At 71.1% G+C, this 19,997-nt stretch carries 20 protein-coding genes and 1 pseudogene; 8 read left to right on the top strand and 13 right to left on the bottom strand.

Translation table 11 applies throughout. The annotated features are described in order from the left end of the window. Position 1: 1 nt before the first annotated feature. The 4 genes from AB0J74_RS18970 to AB0J74_RS18955 all read right to left on the bottom strand — a co-directional run bounded on the left by AB0J74_RS18970 (position 2) and on the right by AB0J74_RS18955 (position 4,132). Positions 2-964, bottom strand: coding sequence for an ABC transporter permease (locus AB0J74_RS18970; protein WP_363449503.1), 963 nt, complete (start codon positions 962-964; stop codon positions 2-4). 12 nt (positions 965-976) lie between these two features. After that, the gene (locus AB0J74_RS18965; protein WP_363449500.1) at positions 977-2,572 is read right to left on the bottom strand and encodes an ABC transporter substrate-binding protein; all 1,596 of its coding nucleotides are present in this window, start codon (positions 2,570-2,572) and stop codon (positions 977-979) included. 122 nt (positions 2,573-2,694) lie between these two features. Further along, positions 2,695-3,159, bottom strand: coding sequence for a VOC family protein (locus tag AB0J74_RS18960; protein ID WP_363449498.1), 465 nt, complete (start codon positions 3,157-3,159; stop codon positions 2,695-2,697). A 58-nt stretch (positions 3,160-3,217) separates the two neighbouring features. Then, on the bottom strand, positions 3,218-4,132 hold the full coding sequence (locus AB0J74_RS18955; RefSeq protein WP_363449496.1) for a LysR family transcriptional regulator: 915 nt from the start codon (positions 4,130-4,132) through the stop codon (positions 3,218-3,220). Between the two features lie 19 nt (positions 4,133-4,151). On the opposite strand from AB0J74_RS18955, the gene AB0J74_RS18950 reads away from it, so the two are divergent. Next, positions 4,152-5,369 (top strand): nuclear transport factor 2 family protein, encoded by a 1,218-nt coding sequence (locus AB0J74_RS18950; RefSeq protein WP_363449494.1) that lies wholly within the window; start codon positions 4,152-4,154, stop codon positions 5,367-5,369. Positions 5,370-5,422: 53 nt separating this feature from the next. On the opposite strand, the gene AB0J74_RS18945 is transcribed toward AB0J74_RS18950, so the two are convergent. Continuing rightward, positions 5,423-6,028 carry a hypothetical protein gene (locus AB0J74_RS18945; protein WP_363449492.1) on the bottom strand — a complete coding sequence of 202 codons (606 nt, stop codon included), beginning with the start codon at positions 6,026-6,028 and terminating at the stop codon, positions 5,423-5,425. Positions 6,029-6,161: 133 nt separating this feature from the next. Between AB0J74_RS18945 and AB0J74_RS18940 the strand changes: the two genes are divergently transcribed. The 4 genes from AB0J74_RS18940 (at position 6,162) to AB0J74_RS18925 (ending at position 8,290) form a co-directional block, all read left to right on the top strand. Next, positions 6,162-6,602, top strand: coding sequence for an Hsp20/alpha crystallin family protein (locus AB0J74_RS18940; protein WP_363449490.1), 441 nt, complete (start codon positions 6,162-6,164; stop codon positions 6,600-6,602). A 65-nt stretch (positions 6,603-6,667) separates the two neighbouring features. Then, positions 6,668-6,961 (top strand): hypothetical protein, encoded by a 294-nt coding sequence (locus AB0J74_RS18935; protein WP_363449488.1) that lies wholly within the window; start codon positions 6,668-6,670, stop codon positions 6,959-6,961. Positions 6,962-7,064: 103 nt separating this feature from the next. Beyond that, the gene (locus tag AB0J74_RS18930; RefSeq protein WP_363449486.1) at positions 7,065-7,721 is read left to right on the top strand and encodes a maleylpyruvate isomerase N-terminal domain-containing protein; all 657 of its coding nucleotides are present in this window, start codon (positions 7,065-7,067) and stop codon (positions 7,719-7,721) included. A gap of 38 nt (positions 7,722-7,759) precedes the next feature. Then, positions 7,760-8,290 carry a hypothetical protein gene (locus AB0J74_RS18925; RefSeq protein WP_363449484.1) on the top strand — a complete coding sequence of 177 codons (531 nt, stop codon included), beginning with the start codon at positions 7,760-7,762 and terminating at the stop codon, positions 8,288-8,290. Between the two features lie 29 nt (positions 8,291-8,319). Here the strand turns inward: AB0J74_RS18925 and AB0J74_RS18920 are convergent, their stop codons facing one another. The 7 genes from AB0J74_RS18920 to AB0J74_RS18890 all read right to left on the bottom strand — a co-directional run bounded on the left by AB0J74_RS18920 (position 8,320) and on the right by AB0J74_RS18890 (position 16,178). After that, a complete protein-coding gene (locus AB0J74_RS18920; protein WP_363449482.1) occupies positions 8,320-8,952 on the bottom strand; it encodes a response regulator transcription factor in 633 nt (210 codons plus the stop codon). After that, positions 8,949-10,211 carry a sensor histidine kinase gene (locus AB0J74_RS18915; RefSeq protein WP_363449480.1) on the bottom strand — a complete coding sequence of 421 codons (1,263 nt, stop codon included), beginning with the start codon at positions 10,209-10,211 and terminating at the stop codon, positions 8,949-8,951. The genes AB0J74_RS18920 and AB0J74_RS18915 overlap by 4 nt, the downstream gene beginning before the upstream one ends. Before the next feature lies 1 nt (position 10,212). Further along, complete coding sequence (locus AB0J74_RS18910; RefSeq protein ID WP_363449478.1) at positions 10,213-10,920, bottom strand: ABC transporter permease; 708 nt, start codon at positions 10,918-10,920, stop codon at positions 10,213-10,215. Then, on the bottom strand, positions 10,917-11,846 hold the full coding sequence (locus AB0J74_RS18905; protein ID WP_363449476.1) for an ABC transporter ATP-binding protein: 930 nt from the start codon (positions 11,844-11,846) through the stop codon (positions 10,917-10,919). Before AB0J74_RS18905 ends, AB0J74_RS18910 begins: the two co-directional genes overlap by 4 nt. Before the next feature lie 119 nt (positions 11,847-11,965). Next, entirely contained in the window at positions 11,966-12,613 is a 648-nt protein-coding gene (locus AB0J74_RS18900; protein ID WP_363449474.1) for a hypothetical protein, read from the bottom strand. A gap of 243 nt (positions 12,614-12,856) precedes the next feature. Beyond that, a complete protein-coding gene (locus tag AB0J74_RS18895; RefSeq protein WP_363449472.1) occupies positions 12,857-13,495 on the bottom strand; it encodes an HD domain-containing protein in 639 nt (212 codons plus the stop codon). A 100-nt stretch (positions 13,496-13,595) separates the two neighbouring features. Then, positions 13,596-16,178 (bottom strand): LuxR C-terminal-related transcriptional regulator, encoded by a 2,583-nt coding sequence (locus AB0J74_RS18890; RefSeq protein WP_363449470.1) that lies wholly within the window; start codon positions 16,176-16,178, stop codon positions 13,596-13,598. A gap of 122 nt (positions 16,179-16,300) precedes the next feature. Between AB0J74_RS18890 and AB0J74_RS18885 the strand changes: the two genes are divergently transcribed. The 3 genes and pseudogenes from AB0J74_RS18885 to AB0J74_RS18875 form a co-directional block, all read left to right on the top strand. After that, a complete protein-coding gene (locus AB0J74_RS18885) occupies positions 16,301-16,648 on the top strand; it encodes a nuclear transport factor 2 family protein (RefSeq protein ID WP_363449468.1) in 348 nt (115 codons plus the stop codon). Then, positions 16,645-18,075, top strand: coding sequence for a DHA2 family efflux MFS transporter permease subunit (locus AB0J74_RS18880; protein WP_363449466.1), 1,431 nt, complete (start codon positions 16,645-16,647; stop codon positions 18,073-18,075). Before AB0J74_RS18885 ends, AB0J74_RS18880 begins: the two co-directional genes overlap by 4 nt. 26 nt (positions 18,076-18,101) lie before the next feature. Beyond that, positions 18,102-18,428, top strand: a pseudogene (locus AB0J74_RS18875) (HPF/RaiA family ribosome-associated protein); the annotation flags it as partial. 44 nt (positions 18,429-18,472) lie between these two features. Here AB0J74_RS18875 and AB0J74_RS18870 read toward each other — a convergent pair. Then, positions 18,473-19,984 (bottom strand): arabinofuranosidase catalytic domain-containing protein, encoded by a 1,512-nt coding sequence (locus AB0J74_RS18870; protein ID WP_363449464.1) that lies wholly within the window; start codon positions 19,982-19,984, stop codon positions 18,473-18,475. Between the last annotated feature and the right edge of the window lie 13 nt (positions 19,985-19,997).

Genomic DNA, 19,997 nt, shown 5'->3' with positions numbered 1-19,997 from the left:
TTCAGGCCTCCCGGATCGTCGAGCGGGGATCGAGCAGGGCCAGCGCCACGTCGACGACCAGGTTGACCAGCAGCACGCCCAGGCCGTAGACCAGCACGATGGCCTGCACCACCGGATAGTCCTTGGCCAGGATCGACGAGACGATGGTGCTGCCCAGGCCCGGCCACGCGAACACGTTCTCCACCAGGACGGTCGCCGCGACCAGGCCGCCGAGCAGCAGCCCCGCGACGGTGACCGTGGCGGTCAGCGAGTTGGGCAGGGCGTGCCGCAGGTAGAGCCGCCGGTCCGGGAGCCGTTTGGCGCGGGCGGTCCGGATGAAGTCGGCCTCCAGCACCGCGAGCGTCTCCACCCGGGTGATCCGGGCGAGCACCGCGGCGGGTCCGATCGCCAGAGCCAGGACCGGCAGCACGTACGAGCCCGGCCCGGCCCGGCCGGCGATCGGGGCCAGCCCGAGGCGCACTCCGAACACGTACACGAGGGTGGCCGCGACCAGGAACTCCGGCACCGTGCCGAGGAAGACGCTGGTCGAGGTGAAACCCAGCTCCAACCGCCGGCGCCGGCCGGACCGCGTCAGCACCGCCATGGTCAGGCCCAGCGGCACGGACAGGGCGACGGCGACCAGGAACGCGTACACCGCGAGCTCCAGCGTCGCCGGGTAGCGATCCGCGATGACCTGCGCGACCGGCAGGCCGGAGATGGTCGAGGTGCCGAACCTGGCGGCGAACAGGTCCCTCAGATAGTGGCCGTACTGGGACCAGAGCGGGTCGTTCAGGCCGAGCTGCTCCCGGCGCGCGTTCACCAGGTCGGCCGACGCGGTGACGCCGAGCGCCGCCCGCACCGGGTCTCCCGGAATCAGATGGATCATCAGGAACGCCGCCGTCAGCAGCACCCAGATCGAGAAGAGCAGACGGAGCAGCCGGCGCGCGGCAAACCGTAGCCACGCGCTTTCCGCCAGTGCCCGCACGCCGGTCACGCCTCAGGCGAGCATGCGGATCGACTGCGGCACCAGCGCGCCGTCACCGAACTCGAACTGCGCGCCCTGGCCGAACGTCGGCACCGTCGAGTTGACGAACGGCACCAGGTCGAGGTGCTCGAAGATGGCCTTCTCCGCGGCGGCCCACTTCTCGCAGCCGTCGGTGCCGGCGATCGCCGACGCTTCTGTGACCGCCGCGACGTAGTCGGGGTTGTCGATGCCGGAGAAGTTGACGCCCTGTGGCGCGGACGGCCCGGACAGGTAGGGCACCAGTCCGCTGGGCAGCGGCTGGCCGAGCGGCAGGATGGTCGCGTCCCAGGGAAGCTGCCCGCCGACGATGGCGGTGCCGACCTCGGCGTCGGTCACGGGTTTGGCCGTGACCTCCGCGCCGAGGCCCTTCCATGCCTTCTGCGCCAGCTCCACGCCCGCCTGCATGCCCGAACCGAGGCTGGTCGGGTAGGCGATCGCGACGGTGAGCTTGCGGCCGTCCTTCGTGCGCACCCCACCGGCTCCGACCGTCCAGCCGGCGGTGTCCAGCGCGGCCTTCGCCGCGTCCAGGTCGTGCGCCGGCAGGTTGCCCTCGACCGTGTTCTGCTTGCACGGACCGATGCCCGGCGCGACCAGGCCGGTCGCCGGTTTGCCGTTGCCGCTGCTGACGACGTTGCCGAGCTCACCCAGGTCGAGCGCCTGGACCAGCGCCTTGCGTACCTGCTCGTCAGAACCGGGCAGCCCGCTCTTGTGGTTGAACCAGAGCTCGCCGAGCGGCGCCTCCACCTGGCGCTCGAACAGCTTGACGGCCTGCAACCGCTGACGGTCGGGCCCGACGATCTGTGCCGCGTTCGCCTGTTTGGACAGCAGCAGGTTGGCCGCGGTCGACTCGTTCGCGACCACCTTGAGGACCACGGTGTCGGGCAGGCCGCGCTGATCCGCTTTGAAGTCGCCAGGGCCCCACGCGTAGTCCTTGCGCCGGGTGAACGTGTAGTGGTCGTTCGCGACAACCTCGGTCAGCGTGAACATCCCCGTGCCGTCGCCGCCTTGTTTGAGGATGCCGCGGTCCTTCATGCCCTTGTCGCACACGATCGGCAGCCCGCCGACGGTACGGACGAGGAACGACGCCGGTGCCGGGGAGGTGACCGTGACGGTTCCGGTCGCGTCGTCGGCCTTGGCGGTCGCGCCCGGCGGCACCCACACCCCGATCCGGGATGACCCGTTCTTCGGATCGCCGACAAAGTTGATGTTGTCGGCCACCACGCTCGCGGTCAGCGGGCTGCCATTGGCGCAGGTGACGCCCTTGCGCAGGACGTACGTCGCGGACGTCGTCGTGCCCTGCCACGTCTGCGCCAGGCCCGCGACCTGGTTTCCACCCGGGTCGCTGTTGACCAACGAGTCGTACATGAACCGGTCGACGAGCGCGGCGACCGACAGGGACGTGAAGTGCGGGTCGAGCGAGCCGGGATCGGCGCCGAGCGCCATGGTGAACGTCTTGCCGTCGGCGAACTGCTGCCCGCCGGCCGACCCGCCGCTGCCGGGGTCACTCCCGCACGCGCCCAGGGCGAGTGCGAGACCACTGACCGCGGCGATGGTCCGGACAGATCTCATGGATGCCTCCGCTGACACGGCCAGTGATGGACGTCACCGAGTTCCGGTATGCGGCCACCCTAGGGTGGCCGTCCACCGGCCGTGTTCGTACGAGAGGACAACTCCGACCCGGAGAATCCGTATTACTGGACAACTCCGTTGCCCAGCCGGTTCAGCGGTGACCGGTCGCCTACGGACCACCTGTGACCGAACGGGTCCGTGAAGCCACCTTGGCGGTGGGTCCCCCAGGGCACGCGATGATCCTGGACCGCCGATCCAGCGGTCGCGCCGGCGGCGACCGCGCGCTCGATGACGTCGTCGGGGTCGTCGACGAACACCTCGATGCGCACGCTCGTGGTCCCAGCCTGGTCGGGACTGGTCTCCGCGGGGTTCTCCGGGTTGACCTCGTGGACGAAGAAGGCAGCGCCGTTGACCTCGAGGCCGGCCACGCCCCCGAGGTTCCACAGCTCCTTCGCGCCGAGCGCGGACTTGTACCAGGCGATGGCGACGTCCGCGGCTGGAACGATCACCATCACCGAGATCACTGGTGGTGAAGTGGACACCGTGCCGCCGGACCGGGCGGCGAGACCTTCCGGTTCCTCAGTCATGCCGACAGCATGCCGGATGTCCGCAGCGATATCTGCCCAGCCTGGCCGACGATTCAGGTCAGCCGAGTGACGCGGCGGGTTTGGTTTGGTCTGCGTCGAAGGCCGCCACGAGCTGGTCGAACAGCGCCGTCGCGGCTGGGTGGGTGTCGTGACGTGGTGTGATCGTGTAGATGCCGCGGGTCGGAGGATCGACGAGCGTCACCGTGGTCACGTCCGTTCGCAGCGCGCACGTCAACACCCCGGGTATCAGCGCGATGGCATGGCCGGTCGCGACCAGCGCGACCTTGCCGGGCAGATCGGCCGCGGTGAGGTCGATACGCGTGGTGACTCCCGCGCGAGCGGCGTGCTGGCGCAGCAGAGTTGCCGAGCCGTCGTTGTCCTCGACCCAGGTCTGGTCGGCCAGGGCCGAGATGTGCACCGGACCGCGGCCGGCCGCCGGATGGCCGACGGGCAGCACGACGACCATCTCGTCGATCCCCAGAACCCGTCGTTCGATACGCGGGTCATGCGGTAAGCCCGGCGGAGCGTCGGTGACGACCGCGACGTCAAGATCGCCAGCGGTCACGCGGTCGTGCAGTTGTGCGCTCAGCCCGGGTGACAGGCTCCACCCCAGCGGGCCCGTCCTGTCCAGGAGGCGGCGGATCGCCGCGGGCACGATCCCGGCCGCCAGAGACGGGGTCGCGCCGACGGCCAGCGGTCGGCGCTGGGCCCCGTCACGAACGTCCCGGACGGCGCACACAGCGCGGTCGATTTCCTTCAGTGCGACCAGGGCGTGGTTCCGGAAGACCTCGCCGGCCGGCGTCGGACGTACGCCGCGCACGTGCCGTTCGACGAGCGGCGTTCCGAGCCGGCGCTCCAGCCCCGCAATCTGCCGGGAGACGGCCGACTGTGTGTAACCGAGTTCGGCGGCCGCCGCCGACAGCGAGCCGAGCTGGCACGCCGTCACAAACGTCCGCCACGCGGTCAACTCCATGTCAGTATGCGTATCCCGCATGGCTGGGCTGCGCAAGCTGCGCTTGTGGCATCGCTCTGGCGCCTCCACAGTGAGATCCATGGCTGCACCGCAATCCATCGCCGTCCTCGGGCTGGGCCGCATGGGCTCCGCGATAGCGACACGACTGGCCGACCACGACTGGGACGTCGTCGGTTGGACCCGGTCCGGTCACCCGGGGGGCAGAGTCAAGACGACCGGCGACCCGGACGAAGCCGTGGCTACGGTCGACATCGTCGTCTTGGCGCTGTTCGACGGCGAGGCGTGCCACCACGTCGTCGAACGGATCCACGGATCGCTGCGAACGGACACGATCGTGCTGAACACCAGCACGATCGCGCCGCAGGACGCGGCGCGGTTGGCCCGGCGGCTGGGCCCGTCCTACGTCCACGCACCCGTGCTCGGCTCCGTACCGGCTGTCGACGCCGGCGCCCTGCAGATCCTCGCCGCCGCCGACCAGGACGCGTTCGATCGAGCCCGGCCGGTGCTGGAAGCACTGGGCACCGTGCGCCGCGTCGACGACGTCGCCACCGCCGCCGCGCTCAAGCTGGTCGCCAACAGCGCTCTCGCGGGCGCCGTCCTCGCGCTGCGGGACCCACTGCGGCAAGCCGACGCCCTGGGCCTGTCACGTGCCCAGGTGCTGGACGTCCTCGAACTCGGTCAACTCGGCGGCCTCGTCGTTCGCAAGCGGGCCTTCCTGACCGGCCAGCCGACCGCTGCCGGGGCCGAGTTCACGGTCGGCGCCCTGGCCAAAGACATGGCGCTGCTGGCCGCCGCGTCGAACACCCCGCTGCGTAGCGCAGCGGACCTGGCCGACAGCCCCGCCGGCCGTGACGCCGACATCGCCGTTGCCGCCACCGTCCCCGCCGTTGGTGACGCCATCCTCGAACCGCTACGCGCCTACATGCGCGGGCACGCCACCGGAGACCCCGCCCACTTCCGCGAGGCGTTCATGCCCACGGCCCACATCGAGGGAATCCGGGACGGCGTATTCGTGTCGTGGCGTCTGGACGAGTACTGCGCCCTGTTCCCCGGGCGCCCAGCCCCCGACGAATCGACACGCTTGCGCCGCATCGACACCATCGACGTCCACGGCACCGTTGCGACCGCCTCAATGACGCTCCGCCACGGCGCGGACGCCTTCACCGACGTATTCCTACTCGTCCGCGTCGACGGCAATTGGCGCATCGCCAACAAGGCTTACCACCGCCGCGCCTGAAGGACGGGCCGAGCTCGCGTCGATCTCTCCCGCCGGTTCCGGGCAGGGGCCGTTCAGTTGTCGGCGGTCCGCTGCCGGTGTGTGGACCGGCGGATCTCGTCGGCGTGTGCGGCGACGCCGGCGACGCGGCCGGCCAAGGCGTGGTCGACGGGCAGGTGGCGGCCGGCCGCCGCGAGCAGCGGGACCAACGCCGCGGCGTCGGCACCGCCTATCGCGTGGTGCAGCCGGTCGAGGCTGTCCTGCGCGGCCGGGCCGAGGTCATCGAGGGCCGTCACGAGGCCGGCGAGCTGGCGCAGGTCGGCGCCTTCGGTGCGGGCCCAGTCGTCGACGGCGCGGTCGGCGGCCCGCTGGTCGCGGACCGCCCGCACCCGTTCGTCGCGGGTGGTGCGACTGTCGACGCTGTCCGGCGAGAGGCGCAGGTAGCGGCGCTCGGCCGCCTGGCGGCTGGCGACGCCGAGGGCCGGGGCAAGTTGCGCCCAGCTCGCGCCGGCCTCGCGTGCGCCGGCGATGAGCTGCCGCTCCCACCCGTCGAGCTGGGAGCGGATGCGCCGGAGAACCACCAGGGCCGTCAGGAGCTGGGCGACGGGGACGCCCTCGGTCTGCGCGACGGCGTCGGCCATCGCCCGCTGCAGCGCCGCCACCGGATCACGGCTGTCCATCGGCCCCGGCACGTCAGACCCCACATTTCGTCATCGCTGAGTTGACAGAGTTGCTTGTCATCATTCCGACGACATGTTACAACATGGGTACGCGCATTGACACCGCCGTTCTTCAGCGAAAGGGGTGATATCGATGTTGATGCGCACCGACCCGTTCCGTGAGATGGACCAGCTCGCCCAGCGGCTCCTGGGCGCCGCGCAGCCCGGCACCTGGTCGCGGCCGGCCGCCATGCCGCTTGACGCATACCGCAGCGGTGACCAACTCGTCGTCGCCTTCGACCTACCCGGGGTCGCGCCGGACGCGATCGATATCGACGTCGAGCGCAACATCCTGACGGTGAAGGCCGAGCGCCGCCCGCTCAACCTCGACGGCGACGCGCAGGTCCAAGTGGCCGAACGACCGCTCGGCGTCTTCTCCCGACAGCTGTTCCTCGGCGAGGCCCTCGACACCGACCGGATCGAAGCGAGCTACGACAACGGCGTCCTGCTGTTGAAGATCCCGGTGGCCGAACAGGCCAAACCCCGCAAGGTCGCCGTCACGGCGGGCAACGGGCACAAGGCGATCAACGCCTGACGACACAGCGGTCCGCATCGGGGGCGGTTCGCCCCCGCGCGACCGGCGGCGGGAGGTGACTGGCGATGACCAACCCGACAAGCGGCGCACCCGCGCCGGCCAGCACGATCGACGCCACGTTCCTCGACATCGTCTGTCACGACGAGGAACTTCTGCGGGCCGAGTTCGACGCGCTCGTCGCCGCCTCCTGGGACGAGCCGCCCGCACCCCCGCCGCCGGCCGGGCCCCGGCCCGCGGACAACCCGGCACCGCGACCGACCACCCATCCGACCACCGAGAAGGAGGTGCCACCGGAGTCCTATCACCCCGCTCCGGCCGGACGGAGACAACGGTCCCCGCCGGCCGACATGGCCTCATGACAACCGTCCCGGTCGAGATGGCGGGGCCACAGCCCGCGCGCTGTGGCCCCGCCGCCGTCTCGAGGCGCTGACCCGCGACCGGTGCCGCTGATACCTTCCGGCGGTGGACCTGTTCGCACGCTCGTGGACCGCGCTGCGCGCGGTGGTCGCCAACCTCGCGGACGAAGACTTCACGCAGCCGTCCGGCTGCGCCGGGTGGCTCGTGCGGGACCTGGTCTGCCATCTCATCATCGACGCACAGGATGTCCTGATCACCCTCGTGACGCCGGCCGAAGGGCCGCCGACGCGGAACGCCGTCACCTACTGGGAGGTCGCCGCGACGCCGCCAACGCGCGACGACCCGCTCGATGCGCTGACCGTCCGGTTGGCCGCCGCCTACCAGGAACCACGGTTGCTCACGTTCCACCTCGACGACGTCGGTTCCGCCGCCGGGCGGGCAGCCGAACTCGCCGACCCACGGCAGCGGGTCGGCACACGCGGTCAAGTGCTCACCGCGGGCGACTACCTCGACGCGTACGTTCTGGAGTGGACCCTGCACCATCTCGATCTGATCGCGCACCTGCCGGCGGCGGCGCCACCGCACCCCGAGAGCCTTGCCTGGTCGCGCGCGATGCTGGAGCAGATCGCCGGAACAGCGTTTCCAGCGTCGTTGTCCGACAAGGACACGCTGCTGATCGGAACCGGACGACGCGCTCCGACCGCCGCGGAGAACGCCGAACTGGGCAAGCTGGCGGCGGTGGTTCCGCTCGTCCTCGGATGAGCGTGCAGGGCGGGCCTGACCCTGGAAAACTGTGTCCTGTGACGACGGTCGGCACCGTGCAGGTGGTGCACGCGCTGGCGACGTCTGGGCACGTCGACCTGCCCGATCATGAGAGTTGGCCGGAGATCGCCCGGTGTCTGGTGGCCTTCGGCGGTCACTGGCCCGCCGCCATCGACCTCGCCGCGCTGAGCACAGCCTCGCCGGCGCAGGTCGACGAGGCGGTAGCACGCCTGGCCGAACAGACCGGACGGGAACTGGGAGAACGGCCCGCCCCACATTTCTGGGACACCGTCTGCGGCCTCGTCGCCCGTTCCTGGCGGCTCGGGTTGTTCACCGAGCGCGATGCGACCTGCTGCATGAACCGCATCTGGTACGAGATTCGTGACCTCGACCGGTCCGCCAGTCAGGATCTGCAGATCATCTGGCAGGGCATGGGGCTGTGGGAGTTGGACGAACACTCCGACCAGAGCCGCGCCATGGTCGACCTGCTGATCGGGGCGGATCGGCTCATCCCGGCCGACGCCGTGGACGGCCCGACCTGTAAGGCCGTCCTCGACGCTATCGGATGAGAGCGCGATTTCCTGGGGTGCAGCCTGAGCTAACGTGCGGTCAGCAGGCCGCGGGTGAAGGCTTCCGCGACCGCGGAAGCGCGGTCGGTGACACCGAGCTTGGCGTAGATGTGCAGCAGATGGGTCTTGACGGTGGCCTCGCTGATGAACAGCTGCCGGGCCGCCTCCCGGTTGGTCGTACCCTTGGCCACCAACGCCAACACCTCGAGTTCGCGCTCACTGAGGTCACCGGGCACCACCCGGTCAGAGCGCATCTGGCCGATCAGCTTCGTGGCCACCGCCGGCGACAGCACGGCCTCACCGCGCTCCGCCGCCCGTACGCCGCGGAACAGCTCCTCACGCCCCGCGTCTTTGAGCAGGAAGCCCGTCGCGCCGGCCTCGATGGCCGGCAGCACCTCCGCGTCGGTGTCGTACGTGGTCAGGACCAGGACCCGAGACGGCACGCCGCGGCGGCGCAGCTCGGCGATGGCACTCACCCCGTCGCCAGCCGGCATGCGCAGGTCCATGAGCACGACGTCCGGGGTCAGCTCCTCGGCGAGGGCGACGGCGGCCACCCCGTCCGCGGCCTCGCCGACCACCTCGAACTCCGCTGAACCCGCGAACATCCCGCGCAGGCCGTCGCGGACGACTGGATGGTCGTCGACGATGAGCAACCGGATCATGCCGTCTCCTCCTCATCGCCAGCGGCCTGCGTCGCCGCCGGAACGCTGACCGCGACGGCCACGCCGCCGCCCGGTTCTGCCTCGATCTCCACCCGACCACCCAACCGCTCGACGCGCTGGCGCATGGCGACCAGCCCGAACGCGCCGTCGCGCAGGCCCGCACCCGGCTCGAAGCCGACGCCGTCGTCGCGCACGTCAAGCGTCACCACATCGTCCATGTAGGACAACGTGATGCCGACCTTGCCGGCCCGGGCGTGCTTCGACACGTTCGCCAGCGCCTCCTGCGCCGCCCGCAGCAACGCCAGCTCCACCTCGGGGTGCAGGTCGCGCACCGCGCCGGTGGTGGTCAGCCCGGCCGGGACCGCGCTGGCCGACGACCATGCTCCGGCGAGCGAGGCCAGCGCGTCAGGCAACCGTGCGCCCTCCAGCTCGGCCGGGCGCATCGCGTGCATGGACCTGCGGGTGGCGGTCAGGCTGTCGCGGGCCAAGGCCAGCGCGGCGTCCACGTGCCGCTCGAGCTCCCCAGAACCAGCGGCCTCGAGTTGGGTGACGATGCCGATCAGTCCCTGTGCGAGGGTGTCATGCAGCTCGCGGGCCATCCGGGCGCGCTCGTCGAGGACACCGGCCTCGCGGGCCGCCCCGACGAGCTGGGCGTGCAGCCCCGCGTTCTCGGCCAATGCGGCCGACAGCTTCCGGTTGGCCTCGGCGAGCTCGGTGACCATCCGCTGACGCTTTCGGCTCTGCTGCTCCTGCGCGTAGCCGAAGTACGAGAAGGCACCCGCCGTCAGGACGTTGAACCCGACCGCGGCACCGAACGCGACGGCGTCTGCGGAGCTGCCGTTGGGCAGACCCTCCGGCAGCCCGCCGCGCCACGAGGTCGCGGTGACGACGGCGGTGGCGGCGAGCGCTATCCCGGCGAGCCACAATGGACGGAGCAGGACCGCGTAGACATAGCCCGCGATAGCGCAGATGCCGAACCATCCGTTGACGGCCACCAGAGCGGCGTACAGGGTGAGGAAGCCGGCGAAGTGGACGATCCCCCACGTGCCCGGCGGACGCGCGAAGCTCCACGCCCGGCCCTCAGCGGTCAGCTCGGGCAGTGCGAACCACACGACGGTGGCCACGACCAGGCCGAGGGAGACAGCGCCGCGGTCGCCCTCGAGCACCACGATGGCGGCGGCGACGGCCAATGTCGGGTATGGGATCAGGTGGGTCACCCGGTCGAACCGGCGGTCCGAGCCCTCGCCAGCGACCGTCATGTCACTCCCACCTGAAGGTCCGGGCGGCGACGAGTCCGCACACGACGGTCCAGGCGACCATGATAGCCAGCACCGAAGGGTCCGGGGTGTTGCCCGACCACGCGGAGGTGAGCGCGTCGCGGAAGGCACCCAGCGGCGTGTACTGCCCGATCGACCGCGCGAAGCCGGGCAGTTGCGCGCTCGGCACATAGACGCCGGCGAAGAACGCCGACGGCATGTAGAGCGCGAAGCCGACCCCGGTCGCTGCCTTGGCGCTGGTCGCGAGTGCCGCGGGCAGGAGGCCGAGCGAGAAGATCGCCGCCGTGCCGAGTACGACCATCGCGGCTGTCCAGGTCTCGCCTACGGGAACCGGCATCTTGAGCAGGACCGCGCCGAACACCACGACCACCACCACGCCGACCAGGGCGGCGGCTCCGTACACCGCGAGCTGCGCCTGCAACAACGCCCGAGGCGCGACCGGCGTGGTGGCCATCCGGCGCAGCACGCCCTTCTCCCGGTAGGTGGCCAGTGCACCGGGCAGGAGAAGGAAGCCGAGCATGGCGAGCACGAGCGTCACGGCCAGGGTGGGCAGCTCGGCGGTCTTCGGGCCGTCGGACGGGAGCACGCCGAAGATCACGAGAACCACGACCGGAAGCGCGAAGGCCAGCGGCAGGGTCACCGGCTCGCGGTAGAAGATCTTCAGCTCGGACACGAGGACGTTGGTGTTCATGCCGCGGCCTCCTGGGCACAAGGGTTGGTGGTGCCGGTCAGAGCGAGGTAGGCGTCTTCCAGACTGGCCTGCTCGACGCGTAGATCGGAGACGAGGATCCGCCGGCGGGCGAGCAGCCCCGTGACGGCCCGCACGAGGTCGCCGTGGCCCTCGACGGTGAGCTGGCCGCCGGTGCGCTGGATCTGGCTGACCTCGTCGAGGTTGCGCAGTTCCTCGAGGGGAAGCTCGCGGATGGGACGGAAGCGGACCCGCTGCACGGCGCCGGACCTGGCGATCAGGCCGGCGGGAGTGTCCACCGCGGTGACCCGGCCGGCGTCCACGACCGCGACCCGGTCGCAGAGCCGCTCGGCCTCCTCCATGAAGTGGGTGACGAGAACGACGGTGACGCCGCCCGCGCGCAACTGCTCCACCAACGCCCACGCCTCCCGGCGGGCCTGCGGATCGAGGCCGGTCGTCAATTCGTCCAGCACGACGATCTCCGGTGCGCCCACCAGCGCGAGGGCGATCGAGAGCCGCTGGCGCTGGCCACCCGACAGTTTGCGGGTCTGCACGCCGGCTTTCTCGGTCAGGCCCCACTGGGTGAGGAGGGTCGACACGTCGGCCGGCCGGTCGTAGAACGACGCGTAGAGCGCGAGCACCTCGCGTACCCGCAGCCTTTCCGGCACATCACTGGACTGGAGCTGGATACCCAGGCGGTTGCGCACCGGGCCCCGGTCGCGCCCGGGGTCGAGGCCGAGCACCCGCACGGTGCCGCCGTCGGGGCGCCGCAAGCCGGCGATGCACTCGACGGTCGTGGTCTTGCCTGCGCCGTTCGGTCCGACGATGCCGAAGATCTCACCGCGATCGACGGTGAACGAGGCGTCTCGTAGCGCCTCCACCGCGCCGTACCGCTTGCGGAGGCCCTGCACTTCGATGACATTTTCCATGCCTAGAGCTTGGTCGCCGGCCGTCCGCGGCGGATCGACCGTTGGACGGCGCATCGGTCGATCGCGCCGGTCAACCGATCGGTTGATACGACCGTGGTTTCAGATGCTGATCTCGGGCGTCAGCGATACGGGACGACGAGGGTGGGGTGGTCGGTGACGGTGGCGTCGGGCTGGACGCCGAGGACCGGGATGGGGTCGCCCTGGGGCGGCACCTGACGCCCGGTGGGAGCCAGGTCGGGCTCGGGGAAGTAGATGACGGTGTCCCAGGACAGTGGCATCACGGCGTAGCTCCACGGCTCGCTCCCGACCGTGGGCGCCGCGGCGCTGAGCACCTCCGCGTCGTGGTCGACCAGGTCCTCGCCGCGGGCCAGCGGGCTGGCGAGGATCCGTACGATCTCGCCGGTGCCGTATCGCGGCAGGGTTGCCGCCTGCGCGGAGTAGAGGGCCAGCCACTCCACGGCCGGATCCAGCAGCTCGGCGCGGGAGGGGGGCCGTGCCCACACCGTTCCGACCTCGTCGTCGTGCCAGCCGGTGGCCGAGGCGCGCAACGCGGCGACGCACTCGTCGGCCCGGCCGGTCGGCTCCAGCACCGCGGTGAACTCCAGCAACTCCGGCTCCTTGTGGTAGGGGCCGTGCTGGTAGACGTCGACCGGGCCGTGGTGGGCCAGCGCCCGGGCGAGCGCGAGTGCGAGGTGGGCGGTGTCGGCGACCGCGGCCCGGGCGAGGATCCGCAGGTGCACCCGCCGGTATGCGGGCAGGAGGGTCATCCGCGCTGCGCTCCTCGATGTTCGGATCGGACCGCCAGCTAAGCAGCTGGCCCGACCCGCCGTCCAGCGCCGGCGCCTGCAACCGTTGCGGCGACGCTACGCTTCAAGAAACCATCGGTAACTGTCCAACATGGATTTTCGATCGTCCGAGCGCGAGAACGGGTAGCCCGCGGACATCCGGCTACCGCAAGGGTTTGCCTGACCGGTCCTGAGGTTGGAGGCCGGGCTTCGACCCGCGGGCGACTACTCCGGCCAGGCGTTTCCCTCGATGACCTCGACGAAGTCGGTCCGCCGGAAGCCGGGGACGAAGCGGGCGAGCACGTCGGCGTTGACCGTGCCGAACGTGGTGTCCGGCCGGTCCTGGAAACCGTTGGTGAAGGCCGCGAGGATCTGCCGCTTGAAGTCCGGCCGCGGGTGCGCCTCGGTGACGGCGGCGATCGCGGCCGGGTCGAGGTCCGCGTAGCCGATCCCGAGCACGTCGGTCTCGACGCCGGCGGTGACGAGCGCGACCTCGGGCTCCATGAACTGCGGGATGCCTGGGGTGGTGTGCAGGGCGATCGCGGTCCAGACCCGGCGGGTGGCGTCCTGGTCGAGGCCGTGGCCGGACAGGAAGTCGCGGGCCGTGTTAGCGCCGTCCACCTCGAAGCGCTGGTCGGTGGTGCGGTAGCGGTCGGTCAGACCCAGGTCGTGGAACATCGCACCGACATAGAGCAGTTCCGGGTCCGGCCGCAGGCCGCGGCGCTCGCCCTGGAGCATGCCGAAGAGGTAGACCCGGCGGGAGTGGTGGAAGAGCAGTGGTGTGGCCGCTGCCTCGACCAACGCGGTCGCCTCGTCGACGAGACGGGTCTGCGGGATCTCGATCCCAGCGATGCGTTGGGCCATGTTCGAACCTCTTTTCGATCATCGCTGCGCCGTCGACCGCGGGTCCAGCCCGATACAACCCAGATTAGGCCGTTATTAGGGGCAGTTACCACGAAACCGGTCAGAGGGATATCCGCGCGAGCTCGCCACGGGCCGCGACACCCAGCTTGGGATAGGCCTTGTATAGGTGGTAGGCGACCGTCTTCGGGCTCAGGAACAGCTGACCCGCGATGTCCTTGTTGGACAGCCCCTGCGCCGCGAGCCGGGCGATCTGGAGCTCCTGCGGTGTCAGCCGGGCGGCGGCTGGCTCGGCGGGTCGCGGCGGGTGCAGGCCGGTGGCGGCCAGCTCGGTTCGGGCGCGGTTGGCCCATGGATCCGCGCCCAGCCGATCGAAGGCGTCGAGCGCACGCCGCAGCACCGGCCTTGCTTCGGCCCTGCGGCGGGCCCGGCGCAGCCACTCACCGTAGAGCAGTTCCGTGCGGGCCTGCTCGAACGGGCGCGCCGGCAACTCCAGTGACAGTTGGTACTCCGGCTCGTCGCCACCGAGCAGCGCCCGGCACCGGTGGACCAGCGCCTGTGCCCACGGCTGGGCGGTACGTTCCGCGTATGCCTCCAGCCGCTGGAGCGCGCCGGCGGCCTGTTCCGGGACGCCCGACCGGACGGCCGCCTCGACGAGATCGGGGATGCAGCGGTGCGCGGCGACGTGATGGGCGTACGGGTTGTCCTGGAGGGACAGCAGTCGTGGCGTCGCGGCTTCCACCCGGCCCTGGCCGAGGTCCAGCAACGCCAGCGCCCACTGCGCCCATGCGTGCCCGGCCGGGTAGGAGCCCGGCGCGGCCGACGCCGTGGCTTCGTCGACCGCTGCCCGGCAGGCCGGCTCGTCGCCTTCGAGGGCGGCCAGGACAGCCCGCATCCCGCAGAGCTGACTGATCCACAATGGCTGGCCGCTGTCCCGGGCGACGTCGAGGCCCTCGGCCGTGCTGACCACGGCGTCGCGGTGCCGCCCGGCGAAGAATTCCGCCTCCGCCAGGAAGAACAACAGCGTCGGCAACAGCCCGACGAGGCCTTCCGCCCGACACCGCACGACCAGCGCCGCGGTCGCCTCGTAGGCCTCCGCGTCCTGCCCGGCGACGAAACCGAGCCCGCACAGTTCCACCAGGTCTCGTGGCGCCGCCGAGCGGTCGATCACCGACGCCAGCGACGGTGCCCGGCCACGGGCGGCCGCCACCAGGAAGCGGGCGGTCGGGTCGTCGAGCGTCGCCAACCGGTCCAGGCACTCGCCGAGCTGCGGCTCGCCGAGGTACCAGGCCGGATGCGCGGCCTGCATGAGCATCTGCCCGGATCGTTCGGGCGCCAGGTTCGCCGCCGCGGTCAACAGCTCGTACGCGGTCTGGAAGTTGCCCTGCCAGAACCACGCCTGCGCTTCGACCCAGCCGACACCGGCGAGGAAACCAGGGTCGTCCACAAGGGAGGCGGCGCGTTCAGCCAGCCGCACGGCCGTGGCCAGCGTGCCCGCGTGCGTGCCGTTCTCGGCCGCCAGCAACAGCCGCCGGGCGGTCGCCGCCGGGTCGGCGCTGAGCTGCGCGGCCCGCTCGTATGCGGCCGCGGCCGCGCCGTATCCGTTGCGTTCACGGGCCTGCCGTGCGGTGTCCTCCAACGCGGCCGCCACCTCGTCGTCGGGTCCGGCGGCGGCCGCGGCCCGATGCCATGCCCGACGGTCGGCCGCCTCCGGTGCGGTCAGCTCGCCGGCCAGCGCCCGGTGCGCGGCCAGCCGCACCGCGTAGGCGGAGCCGTGGTAGACCGCCGCCCGGACCAGGGGATGCCGGAACCGCAGCACCCCGCCGGCGACGTCGACCAACCCGGCCTCCTCGGCCGGACGCAAGTCGTCCGGCCCGGCACCGAACCGGGCCGCCGCCCGCAGCACCACCGCCAGATCGCCGGTGTCCTCGGCCGCCGCCACCAGCAGCGCCGACCGCGTGCTCTCCGGGAGCCGCTGCACCTGCCCGTAGAACGCCGCCTGCAGCCGTTCGGTGAGTGGCATGGCCACCGCCGTCGCGTCGTCGACCACTCGCGGCAGCTCCCGCAGCGCCAGCGGGTTCCCCTGTGCCTCCGCCAACACGCGATAGCGCAGCACCGGATCGAGGTCGGGATCGAGCAGCCGGACCGCGTCCACCGCGCCGAGCCCGTCCAGCCTCAGCTCCGGCAGGCCCGGCGCGGCGAAGCCGCCGTCGCGGGCGGCGAAGACCAGCACGACACCCTCGCCACTGAGTCGCCGGGCCGCGAACAGCAGCGCGTCCGCGGACACCGCGTCGAGCCAGTGCGCGTCGTCGACCAGGCACAGCAACGGTCCGTCGGCCGCGGCCTCGGCGAGCAACGACAGCACCCCGAAACCCACCAGCAACCGGTCGGCGGCCTCGCCCCGGGCCAGACCGAACGCGCCGCTCACCGCGGCACGCTGCGGCCCCGGCAACCGGTCCAGGCGGTCGAGCACGGGGCGCAGCAGCTGGCTGAGCCCGGCGAAGGGCAGCTCGGCTTCGAACTCCACACCGCTGCCACGCAGCACCCGCGCCGCCGGCAGCCCGGCCGCCCAGTCGAGTAGCGCGGTCTTGCCGATGCCCGGCCCACCCCGCAGCACCACCGCGCCGCCTGCCGCCGCCACCAGCTGCTGGATGTGGTTCTGCTCGCGGGTCCGGCCGTACAACATGATGCCGAATCTACATACCGGTACCCGCACCGCCGGACTACCTAAGCGCTACCGATTCCGTGGGTCCCCGATCTCCATAACGTCTAGATCGTCATCGAGACCACCGGGAAGGAAGACCCGCCATGCAGCTCGTCGAGAACTACATCACCGCCTGGAACGCCACCGACGCCGCCGCGCGCCGCGCGCTCGTCGAGGACGTGTTCGCCCCCGACGCCGCGTACACCGACCCGCTTGCCGCCGTGGCCGGCCGCGACCAGATCGACGGTTTGATCCAGACCGTGCAGACGCAATTCCCGGGCCTGGAGTTCCGGTTGGTCGGTCCGGTCGACGCGCACCACGACCTCGTCCGGTTCACCTGGGAGCTCGGGCCGCGTGACGGCGAGGCGGTCGTCGTCGGGTTCGACGTCGCCGTGATCGCCGACGACCGCATCGCCCGGGTGCACGGCTTCCTGGACAAGGTTCCGGCATGACCACCGCGCTCGCCACCCCGGCCACCACGGCGGCGGCGCGACCCGACAGGGCGCCGCGCGGGGTGCTGCCGGTGCTGCTCACCGCCAGTTTCATGACCGCCCTCGACTTCTTCATCGTCAACGTCGCCCTGGCGGACCTGCAGCGTGACCTGCGGGCCGGACCGGCCGCCCTGCAATGGGTGGTCGCCGGCTTCGGGCTGGCCCTGGCCGCCGGCCTGATCACCGGCGGGCGGCTCGGCGACCGCTACGGCCGGCGGCGCGTCTTCGGCGCCGGCCTGGCCCTGTTCACCGCCGCGTCGGTGCTGTGCGGGCTGGCGCCTTCCGCCGGGTTCCTGGTCGGGGCGCGGGTCCTCCAGGGCGCGGCCGCGGCGTTGCTGATGCCGCAGATCCTCGCCATCCTGCGGACCGCGGTGCCACCGGCCGCCCAAGCCAAGGCGTTCGCACAGTACGGCCTGACCCTCGGCCTCGGCGCGGTGTTCGGCCAGGTGATCGGTGGCCTGTTGATCAAGGCCGACCTGTTCGGGCTGGATTGGCGGATGTGCTTCCTGATCAACCTGCCCATCGGTGTCGCCGCGCTGGTCAGGCTGGGTGCGCTGCCCGAGTCCCGGCAGGCGGCCAGCAAGCTCGACGTGCCCGGCGTGGTCCTGGTCACCGCGGCCCTGGTGGCACTTGTCCTGCCGCTGATCCAGGGGCAGGAGCTCGGCTGGCCGTCGTGGACCTGGCTGAGCCTGGCCGGATCCGCGGCGCTGTTCGCCGCGTTCACGGTGCACCAGAAGCGCCGGCGGCATCCGCTGGTCGACCTCGACCTGTTCCGTCAGCGAGACTTCTCCATCGGGCTGGTCGCGGTGCAGGTGTTCTGGATGGGCCAGGCGTCGTTCTTCTTGATCCTCGCGCTCTATCTACAGTTCGGTCGGGGCCTGTCGGCGCTGGAGTCCGGTGCGGTCTTCATGGCCATCGGCGCGGGTTACCTGCTCACCTCGATCATCGCGCACCGGCTGGCCGCCCGCCTCGGCCCGCAGGTGGTCGCCATCGGGGCGCTCGTCATGGTCGCCGGCCTGGCCGCGATGGCGGTCGCCGCCGGCCACGGCATCGGCTGGCTGCTCCCGGGCCTGGCCGTCGACGGGGTGGGGATGGGCATGGCGCTCGCGCCGCTGACCACCGCGGTCCTGGCCAAGGTGGCCCCCCAGCACACCGGCGCGGCCGCGGGCATCCTGTCCACCGTGAACCAGACCGGCAACGCGCTCGGAGTGGCTCTGATCGGGATCGTCTTCTACCGCGCCGCCGACTACACCGGCGGGTTCCAGGCCGGGCTGATCGCCCTGGTGGTCTTGGAGATCGCGCTGGCCCTGCTGATCCAACCGTTGACCCGCCGAGCGTCACCCGGTGGACGTTTTGCCGCGGCGCGGCCCGGGGTACACGATCATTGATCGTCTGTTGGACTCGAGGAGGTCAGATGAGTGGCGTCGCTAACCCGGCCACGGTCGAGCAGTGCCTGCGTGTGGGCGCTGGCTTCACCCAGGGTGACCGGGCCTGGATCGCCGAGCAGTTCGGCCCACTGGACGCCCGCCTCGCGTCGTTCGACGCCGACGCGACCGAGCTGGAGATCTCGGTCAAGGACCGTCAGGCCCCCGGCCAGAAGGTCACCCTGGAGTGCTGGACCCACAGCCTGGACAAGATCGTCACGACGTCGACGGAGGACGACCTGCACGCCGCCGTCATGGACGTGCGCGACGACCTGCGCCGCCGCCTCGCCGATGCCAAGAGCCGCCGCGACCCGAGGTGACCGGGTCGGCGAGCGCACGACCGGCCGTGGACGCTGCGTGATCAGCTACGCAGCGTCCACCGCTGGTTCTGCTGGCCGTTGCAGGACCAGAGGATGAGTTTGGTGCCGTTGGTGGTCGCGGCGCCGTTCGCATCCAGGCAGAGGCCGGACTGCACGCCGGTGATGGTGCCGTTGGCGTTGACGTTCCACTGCTGGTTGGTGCCGCCGTGGCAGTCCCAGATGATCGCCGGGGTGCCGTTGCTGGTGCCGGCGCCGCTGGCGTCGAGGCACTTGTTGCCGTAGATCTGAAGCTGTCGGCCGGCGGTGTAGGTCCAGCGTTGGGCGGTGTTGCCGAGGCAGTCCCACAGTTGCACCTGGGTGCCGCTGGTGGTGCTGCCGTTGGGGACGTCGACGCAGCGCCCGGACTGCCCGCCGACGATCTGGACGTTCTGCTGCGGGTTGCCGCCGCCGGCCGGGGCGTATCCGGCGGCGGTGATGTTGGCCTGCACGGCGTTCTCGGTGGCTTCGGCCGGGTAGCCGGAGGTCAACACGCCCTCGAAGAAGGTGCCGCGACCGGAGACGCTGTTGTCGCCGCCGATGCCGAGCAGGATGGCACCTTCCTTCTTCATCGGGTGGTAGCCGTTGGGGCGCCGTCCGTCGAAGTAGGTGCTCAGGCCCCCCGACTGGGCGCTGCCGCCCCGGATCGCCCAGTGGTTCGGCTCACCCTTGACCATGGCGGTCACGAAGCGCTGGTTGATGGAAGGGATGTTGTTGTATCCCGCGTTCACGCCGGAGAACAGTCCCCACTCCAGGTCGGCCATTATCCATGGGCCGGCCCCGGCCCCGTAGCCCCACTGCTTGTCGGCGCCGAAGTAGACGGTCTCCATGATGGCGGGGGCGTCGGCCTGGCCGTCCGTCTGCGCGTTGCCGTAGTCGAAGCAGCACCACTGGTTGTAGTGCGTGCCGTCGACGACGGCGTAGATGCCCTCGGGCTGGTCCCCGGTCGCGACACCGTTGGTGTTGTTGTTGCGGTAGCCGGTGCCGGGAGCGATGTAGACGCCGTAGGCCTGCTGGCCACCGATGGTGACCGGTGCCGCCTTCGCGTCGGCGAGGTTGTCGACCCCGCCGGGACCCGGCCCGGGCCAATACCCGGGCGGCGCCTGGGTGAGCCGGTTGTTCCGGCCGGACTGATCATAGATGACCGTGATGACGCAGCTCGTGTTCGCGCAGAACGAGTCCTGCGTGGCGGCGTTGGCGTAGCCACCCGCGCTCTGCACACCGATGTCGCGGGTGGTGTTGTCCGACGAACGCCGGACCTGATAGAGCGGGCCGTTGTACGCGCCGTACAGCGCCCGCGTGGTGCTGTGCGCAGCCACACACGAAGTGCCGCCCGAGGCGTAGATGTCACACGGGCCCGTGGCGGCGGCCCGGGCCGGCGTCGCGTCCGAGAGCACGTAGCCGGCGGCACCGAGAGCGAGCAGCAACGGAACCCCGGCGGCCAGGATGCGCCTCAGCCTTCGGTTCGCGTAGCTCGAGTCCAGCCGTGCCCGATCGTGACTAACGACATACGTCATACGTTTCATATTA

The sequence above is a fragment of the Asanoa sp. NPDC049573 genome (assembly GCF_040676615.1).
GTDB lineage: Bacteria > Actinomycetota > Actinomycetes > Mycobacteriales > Micromonosporaceae > Asanoa.
Note: the sequence above shows the minus strand (reverse complement) of the source record. Positions and strands in the feature narration are given on the sequence as shown.